This window comes from Caldimonas brevitalea (assembly GCF_001017435.1).
Taxonomy (GTDB): Bacteria; Pseudomonadota; Gammaproteobacteria; order Burkholderiales; family Burkholderiaceae_C; genus Caldimonas; species Caldimonas brevitalea.
The window spans coordinates 3,445,096-3,463,535 of the sequence record NZ_CP011371.1; the positions used below are offsets into that span (position 1 = coordinate 3,445,096).

Genomic DNA, 18,440 nt, shown 5'->3' on the forward strand with positions numbered 1-18,440 from the left:
TTTGCCCGCGGGCCCCGACTTCGGACCGGTCGCGCGCCTGGCCGCCACGCTTTGCGACACCCCGTCGGCATTGATCACCGTTCACGACGGACAGGCGCCCCGGGTGGTGGCCACCGCCGGCCTCGACGCCATCGCGGTCGCCGCTGGCGCCCTGGTACTGCAGTGCGAACCGCTGTCGGGTGAGGCGACGCAGGTCGTCGAAGACTTGCGCGCGGACCGCCGCTACGCGGGCGCCCCTTGTGTGCTGGCGCCGCCCCATCTGCGCTTTTATGCCTGTGTGCCGCTGCGCTCGCCATCAGGCCTCACGCTCGGCACGCTCGCGGTGCTCGACTGCGTTCCCCGACAACTCCGTGTCGACCAGATCCAGGCCCTGGAGACCGCGGGCCACCTGCTGGCGGTCGAGATCGAGCTGCGTCGCCGTTGGCAGGCCCAGCTTTGCGAACGTGCCGACACGATGCGTCGCACCAACTCTTTGCTGGCAATGGCGGGCCGTCTTGCCCACGTCGGTGGCTGGGAACTCGACTTGGCAAGTGGCCACGCGCAGTGGTCCGACCAGGTGGCGGCCATCCACGGCGTCCCTGCCGGAGAGACCCTCGAAGTCTCGGCCGCGCTCGCGTTGTACGTCGACGAGTCCCGCGAACGCCTGAAGGCCGCCTTCGACCGGTGCGCAGCCACCGGCGCCAGCTACGACGAGGAGGTCGAACTGTGCGCGCTGGATGGGCAGCGGCGCTACGTGCGCAGCATCGGTCACGCCGTGAAGGACGCGACCGGCGCTGTCGTGGGCGTGCAAGGCGTGCTTCAGGACATCACCGAACGCCGGCTGGCCGAGCAGCAGCAGCAGCAGCAGCAGCAGCAGCAGCAGCAGCAGCGTTTGTCCTCGCGTCTTGCCGAGACCCTCGAAAGCATCACCGACGCATTCTGCTGTGTCGACCCCGACTGGCGGCTGGTCGTCGTCAACCGCGAGTTCGAGCGCTTGCTGGAGCTCAGTCGCGACGAATGTCTTGGCGGCGTGGTGTGGGATCTGTTTCCGGATTCGCTCGGCAGCACTTTCGAGATGGAGGCGCGCAAGGCCGTGAAAGACCATCGGGCGACCGACTTCGAGACGTACTACGAGCCGCTGAAGCGATGGTTCGAGGTGCGCCTGTTTCCGTCGCCGGAAGGGCTGGCCATCTATTTCCGCGACGTCAGCGAGCGGCACGCCCGGCTCGAACAACTGCGGCTGCTCGACATCGGCATCGGACACTCCAACGACGTGCTGATGATCACCGACGCCCGCCTGGAACCGCCCGGCCCGCGCATCGTCTACGTCAACCAGGCCGTCGAACGCTTGTGCGACTACCACCGCAGCGAAGTGCTAGGCAGGAGCCCGCGCATGCTTCAGGGGCCGAAGACGCGCCGCAGCGAACTGGAGCGCATCTCGGCAGCGCTGCATGCCAAGCACAGCGTGCGCGCAGAGCTGATCAACTATGGCAAGACCGGACGCGAGTACTGGGTCGAGCTCGAGATCTCGCCCATCTGCGACCGCGACGGGCGCTGTACGAACTTCGTGGCCGTCGAGCGCGACATCACGCTGCGCAAACAAGAAGACGAACGCCGGCGCGAACTGGAGGACCAACTGCGACAAGCGAAGAAGATGGAGTCGGTCGGCACCTTGGCCGGTGGCATCGCGCACGAGTTCAACAACATCCTGGCGGCGATCCTCGGCAATCTGCAGTTGGCGCAAGAAGACCTGCCGGATCGGGCGGCCGCGCTCGAACACCTGGCACACATCCGGCAGTCGAGCCAGCGAGCCCGCTCGCTGGTGCAGCACCTGCTGGCCTTCGGCGGGCGTCAGAGTTCCGAGCGACGCCAGCAGGACATCCGCGCGGTGATGGACGAGACGCTGGTGCTGCTGCGCCACACGCTGCCCGACACGATCAACCTGCAGGTGAGCGTGAGCGCGGCGCCATTGTTCGCCGCACTCGACGGCAACCAGCTCCAGCAGGCTTTGCTGAGCCTGTGCACCAACGCCCGACAGGCGCTGCCGGACGAGCAGGGTGTCATCACGATCGGACTGGAAGACGTGACACTGGAGCAAGCCGATGTGTCGCGGCTGGGATTGTTGGCACCCGGCTGCCACGCCCACCTGTGGGTGAGCGACACGGGGAACGGCATCGACGAGTCGACGCGCGCACGCATCTTCGATCCGTTCTTCACCACCCGGCCGCCCGGCCAGGGCACCGGCCTCGGTCTGGCCGTCGTGCACCGCATCGTGATGGCGCACGACGGTGCCGTGGCGGTCGAGAGCACGCCCGGCCAGGGCAGCACCTTCCACCTGTACATCCCGGCCCTGCGCGACGCGGGCGACGAAGACGCGCCCACCCGCCCCGGTGCCCTCGACGCGCTGCACGGTGCGGGTCAGCATGTGCTGTACGTCGACGACGACGAGATGATGCTGCTGACGGTCGAAGCCCTGCTGCAACGGCTGGGCTACCACGTCACCTGCTATGCGGACCCGCACGTGGCGGTCGCCGCCCTCACCAGCCAAGCGAGGCGCTGCGACCTTTTGCTGACCGACCAGAACATGCCCGGGCTGACCGGTATCGAGCTGGCGCGCCAGGTACTGCAGCTGCACCCTGAGCTGCCCGTGATCATCATCACCGGCTTTCTCACCGACGAGCTTCGCCACGAGGCCTTGCAGGCTGGCGTGCGCGACATCATCCCCAAGCAGAACTGCGTCGAGGAACTCGGCGGCGCGGTGGCACGGACACTGGCCGCGTCCACCTCGGCCCCCCAGCTTCCCTCTCACTGACCGCCCTTCTCGCGCCCATAGGGACCGGCGCAAGGTCCGGCGGCACCACGGCGCCCGGGCGTCTGAGGAAGTAAAACTTTCACATAGAATGCGAACGCTTCGCATTTACAAGAAAGATTTGCACGCATGCGTCCTGACGTTTCGCGCTTTCCCGCCCTCTCTGTCCTCGCCACGGCCTGTGCCGCCTTGTGCGGCCTGCCCGATACCGCCGCGGCCCAGTCCGCCTCTGCCGACACCGCGCTGCCGGAGGTCAGGGTCTCCGGGCAGCGCAGCCGCAGCTTCACGTCGAACAGCGTGCAGGTGGGAACCTTCCGCGACCAGGACCCGCTCGACGTGCCGATGACCAACAACGCGGTCACCCGCGAGGTGCTCGATGCACAAGGCGCACGCACGCTCTACGAGGCCTTGCGCAATACCGCCGGGGTGACGCGCTCGCAACTCAACGGCGCCACCTACGACAACATCTCGATCCGCGGCATCCTGGTCGAAAACCGCGGCAACCACCGGCTCAACGGCTCGCTGCCGATCATCAACCTGGTCGAGGTGCCGCTCGAGAACAAGGAGCGCGTCGAGGTGTTGAAAGGCGCTTCGTCGCTCTACTACGGCTTCATCCCGCCGTCGGGCATCGTCAACTACGTCACCAAGCGGCCCACGGCGCAGGCGCTGAGCAGTGTCACCACCTCGGTCAACCAGCACGGCGGGGCCGACCTGCACATGGATGTGAGCCGGCGTTTCGGGCCCGAGGGCACGATGGGACTACGGGTCAATGCGGCGGCGGGCAAGGTCGAGACGGGGGTGGAGAAGGTCAAGGGCGACCGTTCGCTGGCCTCGCTCGCCTGGGATTGGAAGGTCAGCCCCAAGCTGAATCTGAAGTTCGACCTCGAGCACTATCGCAAGGACGTCAGCGAACCGCCCGCGCTGACTGCCACCACGCAGGTGCCGCCCATGCCGGCCAACGACTTCAACCTCGGCGACGAGTGGCAGCGCTACAAGGGCGCCGCCACCAACATGCTGTTGCGGGCCGACGTGGCCTTGAACGACACCTGGCTGCTGACGCTGGAGGCCGGTCGCGCGCGCACCGTGCGCGACCGGCGCTACGCGTCGTTCACGCTGCAGAACCCCGCCACCGGTGCCGGCACGCTGCAACAGAACTTCGTCGACGACCAGAGTTACGTGAACCAGAACCTGCGCGCCGAAGTGTCCGGCCGGGTGGCCACCGGCCCGCTCCAGCATGAGCTGACGGCCGGTGTCACGCGCAACCGGCGCCATGACGACGCGCTCAACTACGACAGAGTCAACCGTTCGCAGAATCTGTACCAGCCCGTGGCGCTGCCCGAATTGCCCCTGCCGGCCGCGAGCGGCGATAACGACACCGAGATCGTCGACACCGGGCTGTACCTCTCCGACCGGTTGATCCTCAATGACCAGTGGCAGGTGCTGGCCGGCGTCCGGCACACCGACTACCGCTACGACTCGACACGCCGCGTCTTCGCCAGCGCCGCGTCGTCCGACACCCGCTACGACACCTCGGCCACCACACCCAACGTGTCGCTGCTGTACAAGGCCACGGATGCACTGTCGGTGTATGCGAGCTACCTGGAAGGCCTGGAGGAAAGCGCCCAGCCCGGCGAGCGGAACGCCAACTACGGCGAATTCTTGCGCCCCGCGGTGAGCCGCCAGAAGGAGCTGGGCGTGAAGGCGCGGGTCGGCCGTGGCCTGTTGCTGCAGTCCGCCTATTTCGACATCGACCGCGAGCTGACGACCACCGAGGCCAGCACCATGCGTTTGCTGTTGGCCGGCCGCAGCCGCTCGCGCGGTGTGGAACTGTCGGCCGCGGGCGAGTTGAGCCCGCAGTGGTCGTTCATCGCATCGGCGCAGTGGCTGGACGCCGAGATCACCGAGTCTCGCGTCGCCGGCGAGCAAGGCAAGACGCCGGAGAACACGGCCAAACACACCGCGAGCCTGTTCGCTGAATACAAGCTTGCGGCAGTGCCGGGCTGGGCTGTGAATGCAGGCGTCTATCACGTCGGCAAGCGCGCGATCAACAACACCAACACCGGCTACGTCGGCAGCTATACCACCCTGTCGGCCGGCACGCGCTACACCACACAGTGGCAGGGCGTGCCGGTGACCTGGCAGGCCAACCTCGACAACGCCACCAACCGCGACTACTGGAGCACCGCCGGCAACGGCTTGGTGGGGGTGGGCCTGCCGCGCACCTTGCGTCTGGCGGCGAAGTTCGACTTCTGAACCGTGGCCCGCGCAAAAGCACGCCAGGCATGGCGGCTGGCACACCGCTGGCTGGGGCTGAGCCTGGGCCTGTTGCTGCTGCTCTCGGGCCTCACGGGTGCGGCCCTCGTCGTCGCCCGGCCGCTCGACGCCTGGGCACATCCCGAGCTGTTCCGCGCCACCCCGGTGACCGGTGAGGTGCAGCTCGACGCGATCCGGCAGCGTCTGGTGCACGAGTTCGGCAGCGGCACCACCCTCACGTTCCGCCCGCCACGCGTGGCCGGCGAAGCCCTGCAGGTGTTTGTAAGAGGCGACGCCTGGCATGGCACCTTGCACCTGGACCCGGCCAGCGGCGACGAACTGGGCCGGCGTGGCGAACACGAGGGCGTGTTCAATTTCTTGTTCGAGCTGCACGCCACGCTGCTGCTGGAAGACACCGGCCGAGCAGTGCTTGCGACGGCCGTGCTCGCCTACCTGGTGCTGCTGGTGTCGGGCGTCGTGTTGTGGTGGCCGGCGCGCTGGTGCCATGCGGTACGCATCAAGCTCGATGCCGGGATGCTGCGCGCGCTGTTCGACTTGCACCGGGTCACCGGAGCGGCCCTGGGCCTCGGCATCCTGGTCAGCGTCGTGAGCGGCGCCTACATGGCGTGGCGGCCCCTGTCGGCCTGGGTCACCCAGGTCAGCGGCGGTGTCGCGCGATCCGCTCCTGCGCTGCCGGCTACCGCTGCGGCAAGCCAGCCCGTGTCGCTCGACGCAGTGGTGGCCGAGGCGCGCCGTCGCCTGCCGCAGGGGCAGCTCGGTTATGTGCAATGGCCGCCCGCAGGCAAGGCCGGGCGGGTGCGTCTGCGGCTGCCGGACGACCCGCACCCGAACGGCCTGAGTTCCGTCTACTTCGACCCACGCGACGGCGCGGTGCTGGCGGTGCACCGCTGGCACGAGCTCGACACCGGCGCGCGCGCCTACACCTGGGTCTATCCGCTGCACATCGGCAGCCTGGGCGGGCCGTGGCAGACGGTGGTCAACCTGCTGTTCGGCGCCGCACTGGCCGGGCTCGGCGGCAGCGGGCTGGTGTTGTGGTGGCAGCGGCGCGCGCGCCCTGCCCCAGCGCGTGGACGCGCCGTCGGTGTGGAAGGAGCGCCGCCGAAAGGCTGAGAGGCTTTGCGGCTCAGCCCTGTCCCGCTCGCGGCGTCACGACCTGGCGCCCCTTCGCAGGCGCCACGGGCCTGGCGCCGCGTGCGGCCAGATGCAACCGGGCCCAACCGCGGCGCAACAGCAGTTGCCACAGTGCGGGCGTCAGCAGCCCCTGCGGAAACGGCCGCGGCCAGAAGAAGTTGACGTTGAGCGCATACCCGGACACCACAGTGACCTGATGGAACCACCCGACCGGGATGTAGAGCGACTCGCCCGGTTGCAACACGCACTGCCATCCGCGTGCGTTGCGCGCCAACGGAAAGCGCTCGAAATCGGGCTGGTTGGGGTCGAAGCGGCAATGGGTGCGTCCGGGCAGCTGGTACAGCCAGCGCGCCTGCGACGGCGGGTACAGCATGAAGTGCTTGCGGCCCGCCACCTGGACGTTGCAGTTGGGCGTCACGTCGGAATGCAGACCGCACGAGGTGCCCAGCACACCGCACCAGAAGATGGTGTCCACCGGCGCCTCGCGATACCACGGCGGCGTGCGCACATCGGCGAGCAGCTGCGGCAGGCATCGGTGCAGGTTGGCATCGAGGTAGTAGGAACACTCGAAGCCGGTGTCGCACACCGCCTGCGAGATGCGGCCGGGGTCGGCTGAGGCAGTGGCTTCGATGGCACGGAAATCGGGCGCCTGTGCCAGTTCCAGCACCCAGTCGAAGTACTGCGAGAAGGTGATGCGCCCGCCTTGCGACAGGTTCTGGTAGATGTTGCGCGGTGCCCCTGTCGCCTCACGGACGGCCACTGACGTGCCGCCCACGACGCGCTTGAGGTAGTCGGGCTGCCAACGTCTCAACGCGGGCCAGTCATCGACGTTGCCCTCGACGACGCGCGGTTCTCGACTCCAGCGCGGCGGCCTGAAGCGGCGCGCATCGACCCTCGGGATGTCGATGGTGTCCATCTCGCGCCGCCCCTGCCTCGCCCGCTCAGGCCTGCGGGTTGATCACGTCCTCACCAAAGACAGGCGGCCTGTCGCAGGTCCAGAGGCTGTGTCCCTGGGTCTCGATCAATCGCTCCCAGAGGTTCAGGTCACGCACCGTCTCGCGCGTCAGCGGCAGCTTGCGCTTGCCGTCGGCCGACGTGGTGCCCTCATACATCTTGCCCGCCAGTTCCAGCACGCCGGCCAGCAGCGTCTGCTCTTGCAGGCTCAGGCTGGACGCCGCCCATTGCGACAGTTTTTCGGTCAGGCGGGTGACGTCGTCGTCGGTGACGCACGGGTTCGGTGACATGAGCAGCTCCCTTCGTGGTGGGCCCGAGGCAGGACGGCATCGCGTTCGGTCTCGGGTCTGGCTTCATGTTCGTTCACGCCTGTGGGCCGTCCCATCCGTGAACACCCGATGAGCACCTGCGCGCAGGGCCCCTCTGAAGGGGGATGCCGGACCAGGCAACACCGCGTACCGTAGGCAGCGATGGCGTGAAGGAGAGCCTGCCGATGCAGCACCCGTCGAAGCCCAAGGATGTGCAGCGCGCCAAGCCGGGGCTGCGCTGCGCCGGCTTTTTCGTCCTGCGCACCCCGGCGCTGCCGTGGGACGAGATCCACGCGTGGAGCGCGGAGCTGTCGGCCCGCCGGACCTGGGATACCGACGGGGCGTTGGCTGACGCGCTGGCGCTGGACCGACAGCGGTTGCGACAGCGCTTGCGCAGCATCATCCAACGCGCCGAGGTGCAGGCCGCGCTCGAGGTCGCTTCCCCCGGCCTGTGCCACCGACTCGGGCCGTGGCTTGCCGGCTCCCCCGGCCGCGCCGCCCTGCAACTCGAGGCGACGTTGGTGCGCTACCTGATGCGCATGGCGGGACGTGCGACACCTTTCGGCCTCTTCGCCGGCACCAGCACCGGCCGCCTTTCCGACCGTGTGCACCTTGTGGTGCCGCCCCGGCGACACCACGTACGCCACACACGGCTCGACCTCGAGCACGTGCTGCAGCTGGCCGCGCACTTGTCGCAAGACCCCAGCTTGCGCTCGCAGCTGCGCTTTATCGCCGCCTCCTCTGTCTACGAGGTGGCAGGACGCTGGCGTTACCACGAACTCCGATTGCAAGGCCGCACCCGCAGCTGCCACCTGGTCGACGTCGAGCCCACCGGCTATCTGCGCGTGGTGCTGCAGCGTGCGGGTGATGCCCCAGGGGCGACGCTGGACGAGTTGGCGCAAGCCTTGTGCGCGCAGTTCGACGACGTCGACCTGACGCAGGCGCACGACTACCTGCTCGAGCTGGTCGACGCCGGCTTGCTGCGCTCGCCCCTGGACCTCGTCTTGACCGGCCCTGACCCGGTGCAGGCCCTGGCGGACCGCCTGCGCGAGCTGCCCGACGGCCGGGTGCCGGCCGCCACGCTGGACGAGGTGCAAGACGCGCTGGGTGAACTCGACCGCAGCCGCGACGACGACGATACGCGCCGCCGACGGCTGGCGCACGTCGAGGCCCGCTTGCGCAGCCTGCCAGGCGTCACCGACCCGGCCCGTTTGCTCCGCATCGACCTGCACAAACCGGGCGGTGACCCACAGCTGTCGCACCGGGTGGCTGACGAGGTGGCCGCGGGTGCCGAACTGCTGGCCCGGCTCGCCGTCGACGGTCATGAGCGGGCGCTGGACGACTTCGTGCATCGTTTCGAACAGCGCTATGGCGACCGCGAGGTGCCACTGCTGGAAGCGCTCGACGAAGACGGCGGGCTCGGCTTCGGCGACGACGGTGTGTCGGCCACCGCGGACACGGCGCCCTTGCTCGACGGCTGGGCTTTCGCGCCACAGGTTCCGGCAGCCCCGGCCTGGACACGGCGCGACGCGGTGTTGCTGCGTCGGCTGGGTGAGACGCTACAGCAGCAGGCCCTCGAGATGGAGCTGACCGAGGACGACCTGCACGACCTGACCGAGGGACAGCGGCCGCAACTGCCGCCGGGCATGGGCGTGCTGGTCACGCTGGCACCGCGCCCCGGGGCGGCCCTCGCCGAACCGGACTACACGCTCCACCTGCGCCGCTGTCTCGGCCCCAGTTCCGTGCGCTTGTTGGGCCGCTTCTGTCAGGGGGACGCCGAACTGGAGCGCCTTGTGCGCGCCGCGCTGCGCGCCGAAGAGGCCTGCGACCCGGATGCCGTGCATGCCGAGGTAGTGCACCTGCCGCAGGGCCGGGCCGGCAACGTGATGGCCCGACCGGTCTTGCGCGAATACGAGATCCCGGTGCTCGACCCGTCGGGCGCGCCGCAGGACCGGCAGCTACCGCTGTCCGATCTGCTTGTTTCGGTCGACCGCGGCCGCATCCAATTGCGCTCGGCGCGCCTGGACCGGCGCGTGTTGCCCCACTTGTCCTGCGCCCATGCCTGGCGCCGCAGCAGTTGCAGCGCTTATCGATTTCTGGTCAGCCTGGCGGCACACGGCAGCGTGGAGGACGCCGGCTTTTCATGGGGCGCGCTTGCCGACGCGCCCTTTTTGCCGCGTGTGGTGCAAGGCCGGTTGGTGCTGTCGCTGGCCACCTGGAACCTGGCCGGACGCGAGATGCCGCCGGAGCCGGGGCCAGACGATGCCGCGCACTATGCCGCGCTGCAAATGTGGCGCGCGCGCCTGAAGCTGCCCCGCTTCGTCTGCCTCGAGGACGGTGACCTCACGCTGCCCGTCGATCTGGACAACTGCTTGTCGCTCGACAGCCTGGTGCAACAGGCTCGACGACGCGCTAGCGTCCGGCTCTGCGAGATGTTCCCGCCCCCGTCGGACCTCGTCGCCGAAGGTGAACAGGGGCACTACGTGCACGAGCTGGTGGTTCCCTGTGTCCGGGCAGCCGCGGTGGCAGCACCCGCGTTCGCGACGTCAGCGCCCCGCTGGCGGCATGAAGAGGCCGGCGACGACGAGGCGGCCACCGGCTGGCTCTATCTGAAGCTGTACTGCAGCGTGGCGGCACAGGACCGGCTGCTGTGCGAAGTGCTGCGACCGGCGATCGCGGCGTTGCGCCGCGAACCGGGTTTCGATCGCTGGTTTTTCGTTCGGTATGCCGACCCTGCGCCGCACCTGAGGCTGCGGCTGCGCGGCACCCCGGCATGGCTGTGGCGCGAAGCCGCGCCCCGGTTGTTTGCCGCATGTGGCGCCGCCGGCGACTGCATCCGCAGCATTGCGACCGATCGCTACGTGCCGGAGCTGGTGCGCTACGGCGGCCCGGCGGGGCTCGATCTGTGCGAACAGCTGTTCGAAGCCGACAGCGATGCGACGGTGGCCCTCATCGCGGGCGAGCGCAACACCGGGGATCGCTGGCGGCTCGCACTGCTCGGCATCGCGGCCTGGTTGGAGGCGTTTCGGTTCGACCCCGTGCAGCGACGTGACGTGGCCCGGGCCTGCCGCGATACGCAGCTGACGCACTTCGCCGGCCTGCCGGATCTGCAGCGTCGGCTCGGCGCCACCTGCCGGCGCCACCGGGCGGAGGTGCAGGCGCTGCTCGACACACCACCGCCGCACATGCGGCGCGCCGCGCAGACGCTGAGCCTGCGCACGCAAGCAGCCACGGCGGCGATCGCGGGGCTGCAACAGCTGGCAGCAGCAGGACGGCTTTCGTCTTCCCTCCCGACGCTGGCCGGCCACCTCGTGCACATGTCGGCCCACCGCATGTTCCGGCACGCCGCCAATCTGCAGGAGTTGGTGCTCTACGACCTGCTATGCCGGGCCTGGGATGCGCGCCTGCAACAACGGCAGCAGGCCGAGGCGACCGACCTCGGTTGAGGGCGTCGGCGACCGACGAAACGACAAGGGGCGGGCGCCTCACGGCGCCCGCCCCTGTTAGGTCTAGCCTCGGAAGGTCAGAAGCTCACGGTCTGTTCCGCCGAGCACACCGCGGTCGAGCCGGCCTGGCACACCTTATAGGTCCAGGTGCCGGCCGGTTGCAGGTCGTTGAAGCTGCCGTCGTTGCGCACCGTCCGCAGCAGGCTGCCGTTGCGGTACACATCCACACGGTCCCCGGTGGCGCCGGTCCATTGCAGCTGGACCCAGCCGAACAACCACAGCTTCTTGACGTTGGCGGTCAGCCCGATGGTGGCCGGGCGCTTGACGGTCAGGTCCTGGCTGACCGTACGCGTCGCGGTGTTGTCCGAGACCGTCAGGGTCACCTTGTAGCTGCCGGGGCCGCTGAAGGTGTGGCCGGTCTTGACGCCGCTGGCATGGCCGCCGTCACCGAAGTTCCAGGCATAGGCCACGATGTTGCCGGTCGAGGCGCTGGCGTCGAACTGGCAGGTCAGCGCCGTGCAGTCGGCCGTGAAGGCGGCCTTCAGCGGCACCGGCGGCACCGCCTGGCTGACGTTCAGGAAGGCGGCGGACACCGGGCCGTATTGACCGGAAGCGTCGCGCGAGCGCACATAGACCAGATGGCGTCCGGTCTTCAGGCCCTTGGTGTTGAGCACCCCCTGGAAGCGTTCGGACTTGGCGTCGTAGCGCCCGTCCACCGGCTGCAGCGGCACCGCCACGGCGCCCGGCACCCACGGCGGCACGTCGATGTAGGCCTCGACGGCCGTGATCGGGTGCGTCGGCTCGGTGCCGTTGCTGTTGTTGTAGCGCTCGTCGGTCGCAGCACCTTCGATCCACGCCTCGGTGCCGGCCGGCACGCCGCCCTCGTCATAGATCAGCAGCGCGTTGACGTCCGGGCCACCGGGCAACAGGTACGGCGCGCGCGACACCTTGGCGGCGTAGACCAGCGCCGGCAGGTTGTCCGGCCGGATGGTGTTCTGGTAGGCGGTGCAGTCCTGGAAGAAGCTGGTGCCCAGCTCGAAGGTGTAGGCCGCCACCCCCAGCTCGCCATAGCTCGGGCCGTCGCTGGTGCCGTCGGTCGGGTACAGGCCGATCGACTGGGTCGGCGTGTACTTGTTGAAGAAGGCGAAACGCCGCCCCAGTGTTTGCAGGGCATCGCCATTCGGCGCCGGCTCGGTGCCGGTGCCCCACGGCCACAGCACCAGCTGGCTGTAGCTGTGGATGTCGAGGTGGATGCCGCTGGTGTCGGGCGGTGCCGCGTCGGTGCGCGCCGGGCCGCGCCGGTCCGGCCAGATCTTGCGGATGTAGTTCTCCAGCGCCGCGACCTCAGGCTCGGACGAGGGGCTGGGCCCGCGGTAGACCATCGAGCATTGCTCGCCGCTCGACCCTTCGTCGTTGGTGACGTTCCAGTCGAAGGTGAAGTTGCGGTTCAGGTCCGCCCCCGGCCAGTCGCCGGTCGGGCAGTAGTTCGTGTTGACGTTCTTGCGCCAGAGGATGCCCGCCTCGGCCTTCTTGCGGCCGTCGGGGTTGGTGTGCAGCAGGAAGTGCACCTCATGGTGATCGACCAGCCAGGTGGCGTCGGCGTCCTTGCCGTAGCCGTCGATCAGCCAGCGGGCGAAGTCCAGCGCGAGCGGCGCAGTGGCGTACTCACGCGCATGGATGGCGGAGTTGATCAGCAGCTTGGGCTTGTCGCCGGTCACCGCCTTGTTGGTCACCTTCAGCACGCGCAGGTCGTAACCGCCCTGCCCCTGTAGCTTCTGCCAGGATTGGCCGATCGAGAACCACTCGGCGAGGTTGGGGTGCCGGGTCACGATGTCTTCGGCGGCCGCAAAGGTCTCCTCGACCGTCTGATAGCAGGCATAGCCGGGAATGGCCTGAATGCCGACGTCGGTCGCCGCCGCCGATGCGCTCTTGTTGCGCTGCCGGGCCGCATTGGCCGACTCGATGTCGGCGAGGAACTGGTCGCGCTTGGCGATGAACTCGGGCGCCGGCTCGATGCGGAAGCCGAAGCGCTGCAGCTTGGCGATCTCGTTGCGGCGCAGTTCCAGCACCAAATAGCCCTGGGCGTAATCGGCCTGCAGCAGGTTGGCGTGGAAGCTGATGGCCGCCTTGCGGCCGGTCGCGGCGTCGGGGAAGTAGGCCTTGTAGATCTCGGTGCGCTGGCGCTCCTGCGCGCGCAACTGGCTCGGTGCGCTGCTGTGCTCGGGCCCGGCAGAGGCCAGCGGCGCCGCGAGCGCGAAGCCGGCGGAAACCAGCAGCGTCGCACCTCTCGAAAGCATCGTCTTCTTCATGGTGTCCTCGATACGAATGTGCACGATGGAATGAAACGGTTGCGGGGCGCGGTGCAACCCAAAAACCGCTGATCCCGCAGGGAACGCCGATCGTCCTCATCGAACATGACTTGGGGACCGTAATGTCCCTTCGAGGGGTGCGGCACAGCTGTAGTGAATTAGTAAGAATGGCTGCGAATTGCATGGTTACGAAGAGCGCTGCGATGCTTGACATCGCCAGGGCTCGCGTCAACAGTGGGTGGCCCGTGCCTGCGAGGTAAGTGCAGATGCAACCACCTGACGGCGAGGTCGACCCCGTCGTTCCTCCGCTGCAAGACGACCTCGACACACTCGACGCTCACCGCCTGCTCGTCGTGTGCCTGTTCATCTCGTCGTTCGCGATCGGCACGCTCTACCTGGCGGTGGGCTTGTTCTTCGCGGCGACCGGTGAAGGTGGGCGGGTCGTGACGCCCCTCACCGCCACCATCGTGGCAGGCGCCGGCGGTGGTTTCGTCAGCTGTTTGCGCCGGCTGTACGCCTTTCAGGACGTGTTTCCCCGCAAGGGATACGAGCGCTTGTTCCGCCGCATGAACTTCTATGTGCTGGCGTATTCCAGCGTGCCGGCCCTGGTCGGCATGATCGGCGCGGTCGTCGTCTACCTGGTGTTCGCCGCCGGCTTGCTGCAGGGCGATCTGTTTCCGGCCTTCGAGTGTGTCCATGGCACCTGTCAGAGTTTCCAGGACTTCATCCAGTACTGGAGTCCTACCGATGCCCAGGCGTATGCCAAAGCGATCGTCTGGGGGTTCATCGCCGGCTTCTCCGAGCGCCTCGTGCCGGACATCCTGAACCGCATCGGCAGTGGTCAGAGCGCGGGCCATGCGACCAAGGTCGACAAGCGGCAAGTGGAGTGAGCCCCTAGGGTTAACCCTCAACATCCGGCGGCTCTCAACTGCCTTAACTTTGCCCCGGCAGGGTCAAGCGCTAGATGCCGCCATCGTGTGCGTCTTTGAGACACGTCAGAGGCCCCGCCGCACCCCCCTGAACGAGTGGGCAAAGCAGCGTGAACTTGTCGCCACTTCGTTCGTTTCTTTCTGTAACCTGGCGCCCCTGGGACACAGTACCACGCGAGCGATCGCTAGCATCGGCCCATACCAAGTGACCAGTCCAGGTCATCTCAACGACAACAACCAAGGGGGCACCTCGATGGGTGATCTCAAGCGACGCGCGTTCCGCATCGCCGTGATGCTTTCGGCCATGGCGGCCGGTTCCGCGCAAGCGCAAACGCCGACCGGCGAACCGATTTCGCCGCTGCCCGCCAAACCCGCGGCGGATCCGCGCAAGGTAGCCCTCGGCTCCCGACTGTTCCGTGACGTGCGTTTCGCGAAGGACAACTCGGTGTCCTGCGTGAGCTGCCACAGCTTCCAGCATGGCGGCGCCGATCCGCGGCCGCTGTCGGTCGGGGCCGGCGGCAAGACCCATGTCTTCAACACCCCGACGGTCTGGAACTCGGGCCTGAACTTCCGGCAGCAGTGGACCGGCGGCGCGGCCTCGCTCGAAGAGCTGACGGGCCTGGTGGTCAAGAGCCCCCGGGTGTTCAACTCGAGCTGGGAAGAGGTGCTGGGCAAGCTGAACCAGGACGCACAGCTGACGCGCGATTTCAAAGACTTGTATCCCGAGGGCATGACCGCGCGCAGCATCTCCGACGCGCTGGCCGTGTACCAGCGCTCGTTGCTGACGCCCTCGCGCTTCGACCGCTACCTGCAGGGCGATGCGAATGCCATCACCGCCATCGAGAAGCGCGGCTACGAGCGCTTCAAGGCGTATGGATGTGTCGGCTGCCACCAGGGCGTCAACATCGGCGGCAACATGTTCCAGCGTTTCGGCGCGATGGGCGACTACTTCAAGTCGCGCAGCGCCGCCGGCAAGCCGCTGACCGACGCCGACCAGGGCCGCTACAACGTCACCAAGAAACCCGAAGACCGCTATGTCTTCAAGGTGCCGAGCCTGCGCAACGTGGCGCTCACGCCGCCCTATTTCCACGATGCCTCGGCGAAGACGCTCGAGGAAGCCGTCGAGGTGATGTTCCGCTTCCAGTTGGGCCGCACCGCGCCGCGAGACGACAAGGACGCGATCGTCAAGTTTCTCGGCAGCCTGAACGGCGAAATCAAGGAGTGAGGACATGAAAGCCTGGCTCCGAGGGGCGTCGACCGCCGCCGTGCTCGTGCTGCTGGCCGGCGGCTGGGCCTATCTCTATACGCACAGCCGCACCGTCGACGCGCATCAACAAAATGCGACGCTGGCGATGCTGAAAGACCTGAAGCAGATCGACACCGACTGGGGCGCCGACGTGCTGCGCTCGCAAGCCGACCTGCACAAGTCGTACGACGCATTGGTCCGTCCGCTGCAACTGTTCGCCACCCTCACCGCCCGCCTCGACGAAGAAGCGGCGGCCTGGGAGGACGCGGCGTTGCGCGACGCCTTGCTCGACATCAAAACCACCCTTGCCGAAAAGTCGGAACTGATCGACCGCTTCAAGGCCCAGAACTCGCTGCTGAAGAACTCGCTGCATTACCTGCCCACTGCACACCGCGACATCCAGTCGGCGATGCGGACTGAACGCGACCGCAGCTTCTCGAGCACCCAACGGCTGCTGGGCACGCTGCCGGCGGAGCCGAAACGTGCGCAGGCGCCGGACGCGGAGATCAGCAGCGCCGTGGTGCAGGCCGACCTTGAAGCGCTGCGCCGCCGCATGGACGAGCAGGCGCGCCAGGCCCGGGCACTGAACCGCGAGGCCGTGGCGCTGGTGCAATGGGAAAACGCTGTCACGCAGGTGGTGGGTGAGGCACTGCGCTACTACGCGGTGCCCGACGACGCCGAGGGCGAGAACCTGAAGCGCGAGCTCGATGCCCTGCGGGCCAGCCTGCCGGGCTACCCGGCAGCCCTGCAAGAGCCGATCGGCAACCTGGTCGCCCACGTCGAGGCTTTGCTGCAGTTGCGCAGCCGCCAGACTGCGCTGCTGCGGGACATTGCAGCGGTGCCGGTGCCGGCCAAGATCGACGCGCTGAGCAACGGCTTGATCGCCCGCTTCGATGCCGAGCTGGCGCAGCAAGGCCGCTACAACGGTCTGCTGCTGTTCTACAGCGCAGCGGTGCTCACGCTGGTGTTCGGCGCCGCCGGCTTCATCACCTACCGCAACGCCACCGAGCGCCGCCGCCTGGCGGAACTGGTCGACCGCCAGACGCAGGAGCTGAAGGACAACGAGGCACAGCTGATCCACGCGCAGAAGATGAATGCGCTGGGCGAGATGGTGGCCGGCATCACGCACGAAGTGAACACGCCGCTGGCGGCCGTGAAGAGCGGGCTGCAAAGCACGCGCGAGGTGATGACCACCATTGCCGAAGTCATCGACGGGGCCGGCCATCTCAGCGGCGCATTGCTGCAGCCGACGCCCAAGGAAGAGGCGCAGCGGCGCGAACGCAATGCGGCCTTGTCGGCGCGGGTGCGCCGGCTGGTCGAGTTGCGCGACGAACTGGCGTCGTTCCAGGCCGTCGAGACGGTCAACCAGCTGCTCGACGACGGCATCCGCAGCGTCGAGCACATCAGCCGCGTCATCTCCAACATGCTCAACTTCTCGCGCCTGGACCGCAGCCGTATCGCGCTGAGCCGGGTGGAAGACGGCCTGGAGAGCACGCTCGCGATGGCGGCCCACTTCCTCGGCAAGTACAAGGTGGTGAAGGAGTACGGCACCACCGAGCCGGTGCATTGCGACCTGGCCCAGATCAACCAGGTGCTGCTCAACCTGATCCGCAACGCCGCCCAGGCGCTGCCGGCCAGTGGCGGCACCATCACCTTGCGCACGGGCATGCGCGGACCCGGGCAGGTGTGCATCGAGGTGATCGACAACGGCCAGGGCATCACGCCCGACGTGCTGCCCAAGATCTGGCAGCCGTTCTTCACCACCAAGAAGGAAGGCGCCGGCACGGGCCTGGGCCTGAGCACCAGCAAGAAGATCGTGGAAGCCCATGGCGGCACGATCGAAGTCAGCACCGAGGTGGGCGTCGGCACGCAGTTCACGATCGTGCTGCCGGTGCAGCCGCCCGCCGAGTTGTATGAACAGCAAGACCGGCTGGCGCTGGCGAGTGCTGGGGCATGAGCATGACCCGCCCGAAAGTGCCCGCACGCAGTGCGACGCACGGAGGTACCGAATGACCGCCACTGAAAGCGAGCCATGAACAAACCTTCCCTGCTGTTTGTCGACGACGAGCCGTCGATCCTGGTGGCGTTGCGGGTCGTGTTCCGCACCGGCTACGACGTCGTGACCACCACCGATGCCCATCAGGCGGTCGAGCTGCTGAAACAGAAGCGCTTCGACGTGATCGTCAGCGACCAGCGCATGCCCGAGATGACGGGGGTGCAATTGCTGCGGCACGCCTGCGAGCTGTCGCCCGACACCACGCGCATCTTGCTGACCGGGTATTCCGATGCCGACGCCATCGTCGGCGCGATCAACGAAGGTGAGGTCTACCGCTACGCTCAGAAGCCCTGGGACAACGCGACGCTCAAGGCCCTGGTCGACGAGGCCGTGGTCGTGGCGCGGCGGGTGCGCGAGCCCGAGTCGGGCGTGGGCGAACTCGCCGAAGCGCTGGCGCCTCCGGAGCAGGAGGTCGCCGCGCCGGTGGCGGGCGACCGCGAAGTGGTGTTGGTGGTCGACCCGAAGTCGGCGCTGTACCCGCGCGCCCGCCACGAGATTGCCGCCGATTTCGAACTGGTCGCCGCCGCCCGCCTGGACGAGGTGTTCAAGTTCATGGACCGCTCTCCGGTGGGCATCATGATCTGCGCCTTCGACGTGCAGAACGAAGCCGACTGCCGCTTCCTGCAGGCCTTGAAGCAGCAGTACCCGCATCTGCTCGTGATCGCCGTGTGCGATTCGATGGACTCGGCGCGGCTGATCGAACTCATCAACCGCGCCAAGATCTTCCGCTTTGTCAAAAACCCCGTGCCGTGGGCACTGCTCGGGCGATATCTCGGCAGTGCCGTGTCGCACCTGCGTGAGCTGAAGCAGAACCCGGCCTTGCTGTATCGCCAGGCAGCCGACCCGCTGCCCGGGGTGGCTGCCCTCGTCGCGCCCGCCGCCGGCGCGCCCGCTGCACCGGCCGCCGTGCCCTTGGCCGGGGGCGCACGGTCGCTGAGCGGGTATTTCGCGAAGATGTTCGGCTTCTCGAAACGCCGCTGACAGCGCGGTGCGGCGCGC

11 protein-coding genes are annotated in these 18,440 nt (G+C 67.9%); 8 read left to right on the forward strand and 3 right to left on the reverse strand.

From position 1 onward, the window contains the following. Position 1 precedes the first annotated feature (1 nt). The 3 genes from AAW51_RS28190 to AAW51_RS14740 all read left to right on the forward strand — a co-directional run bounded on the left by AAW51_RS28190 (position 2) and on the right by AAW51_RS14740 (position 6,172). On the forward strand, positions 2–2,791 hold the full coding sequence (locus AAW51_RS28190) for a hybrid sensor histidine kinase/response regulator (protein ID WP_169788031.1): 2,790 nt from the start codon (positions 2–4) through the stop codon (positions 2,789–2,791). A 126-nt stretch (positions 2,792–2,917) separates the two neighbouring features. Then, positions 2,918–5,041 (forward strand): TonB-dependent siderophore receptor, encoded by a 2,124-nt coding sequence (locus AAW51_RS14735; protein WP_047195210.1) that lies wholly within the window; start codon positions 2,918–2,920, stop codon positions 5,039–5,041. 3 nt (positions 5,042–5,044) lie between these two features. Further along, entirely contained in the window at positions 5,045–6,172 is a 1,128-nt protein-coding gene (locus tag AAW51_RS14740) for a PepSY-associated TM helix domain-containing protein (RefSeq protein ID WP_047195211.1), read from the forward strand. A 13-nt stretch (positions 6,173–6,185) separates the two neighbouring features. Here AAW51_RS14740 and AAW51_RS28195 read toward each other — a convergent pair whose 3' ends face one another. After that, positions 6,186–7,109 carry a cupin-like domain-containing protein gene (locus AAW51_RS28195; RefSeq protein ID WP_053013588.1) on the reverse strand — a complete coding sequence of 308 codons (924 nt, stop codon included), beginning with the start codon at positions 7,107–7,109 and terminating at the stop codon, positions 6,186–6,188. 25 nt (positions 7,110–7,134) lie between these two features. After that, positions 7,135–7,437, reverse strand: coding sequence for a hypothetical protein (locus tag AAW51_RS14750; RefSeq protein ID WP_047195212.1), 303 nt, complete (start codon positions 7,435–7,437; stop codon positions 7,135–7,137). A gap of 203 nt (positions 7,438–7,640) precedes the next feature. Here AAW51_RS14750 and AAW51_RS14755 point away from each other — a divergent pair, with 203 nt between their 5' ends. Next, the gene (locus AAW51_RS14755) at positions 7,641–10,901 is read left to right on the forward strand and encodes a lantibiotic dehydratase (RefSeq protein ID WP_053013589.1); all 3,261 of its coding nucleotides are present in this window, start codon (positions 7,641–7,643) and stop codon (positions 10,899–10,901) included. Positions 10,902–10,978: 77 nt separating this feature from the next. On the opposite strand, the gene AAW51_RS14760 is transcribed toward AAW51_RS14755, so the two are convergent. Beyond that, a complete protein-coding gene (locus AAW51_RS14760) occupies positions 10,979–13,210 on the reverse strand; it encodes a M14 family zinc carboxypeptidase (protein WP_053013590.1) in 2,232 nt (743 codons plus the stop codon). 266 nt (positions 13,211–13,476) lie between these two features. On the opposite strand from AAW51_RS14760, the gene AAW51_RS14765 reads away from it, so the two are divergent. The 4 genes from AAW51_RS14765 to AAW51_RS14780 all read left to right on the forward strand — a co-directional run bounded on the left by AAW51_RS14765 (position 13,477) and on the right by AAW51_RS14780 (position 18,422). Further along, entirely contained in the window at positions 13,477–14,100 is a 624-nt protein-coding gene (locus AAW51_RS14765; RefSeq protein WP_047195213.1) for an ABC transporter permease, read from the forward strand. Positions 14,101–14,392: 292 nt separating this feature from the next. Continuing rightward, positions 14,393–15,364, forward strand: a complete 972-nt coding sequence (locus tag AAW51_RS14770) for a cytochrome-c peroxidase (RefSeq protein ID WP_053014022.1) — start codon at positions 14,393–14,395, stop codon at positions 15,362–15,364. Between the two features lie 4 nt (positions 15,365–15,368). After that, positions 15,369–17,342 carry a DAHL domain-containing protein gene (locus AAW51_RS28200; protein WP_053013591.1) on the forward strand — a complete coding sequence of 658 codons (1,974 nt, stop codon included), beginning with the start codon at positions 15,369–15,371 and terminating at the stop codon, positions 17,340–17,342. Positions 17,343–17,417: 75 nt separating this feature from the next. Then, positions 17,418–18,422: a response regulator gene (locus AAW51_RS14780; RefSeq protein WP_047195214.1), complete on the forward strand. Its 1,005-nt coding sequence runs from the start codon at positions 17,418–17,420 to the stop codon at positions 18,420–18,422. Positions 18,423–18,440: the final 18 nt, after the last annotated feature.

Bases quoted from the DNA above. Each gene is read 5' to 3' on its own strand.
- AAW51_RS14735 (WP_047195210.1), top strand. From the start codon at position 2,918: ATGCGTCCTGACGTTTCGCGCTTTCCCGCCCTCTCTGTCCTCGCCACG.
- AAW51_RS28195 (WP_053013588.1), bottom strand. From the start codon at position 7,109: ATGGACACCATCGACATCCCGAGGGTCGATGCGCGCCGCTTCAGGCCG.
- AAW51_RS14750 (WP_047195212.1), bottom strand. From the start codon at position 7,437: ATGTCACCGAACCCGTGCGTCACCGACGACGACGTCACCCGCCTGACC.
- AAW51_RS14755 (WP_053013589.1), top strand. From the start codon at position 7,641: ATGCAGCACCCGTCGAAGCCCAAGGATGTGCAGCGCGCCAAGCCGGGG.
- AAW51_RS14760 (WP_053013590.1), bottom strand. From the start codon at position 13,210: ATGAAGAAGACGATGCTTTCGAGAGGTGCGACGCTGCTGGTTTCCGCC.
- AAW51_RS14765 (WP_047195213.1), top strand. From the start codon at position 13,477: ATGCAACCACCTGACGGCGAGGTCGACCCCGTCGTTCCTCCGCTGCAA.
- AAW51_RS14770 (WP_053014022.1), top strand. From the start codon at position 14,393: ATGGGTGATCTCAAGCGACGCGCGTTCCGCATCGCCGTGATGCTTTCG.
- AAW51_RS28200 (WP_053013591.1), top strand. From the start codon at position 15,369: ATGAAAGCCTGGCTCCGAGGGGCGTCGACCGCCGCCGTGCTCGTGCTG.
- AAW51_RS14780 (WP_047195214.1), top strand. From the start codon at position 17,418: ATGAACAAACCTTCCCTGCTGTTTGTCGACGACGAGCCGTCGATCCTG.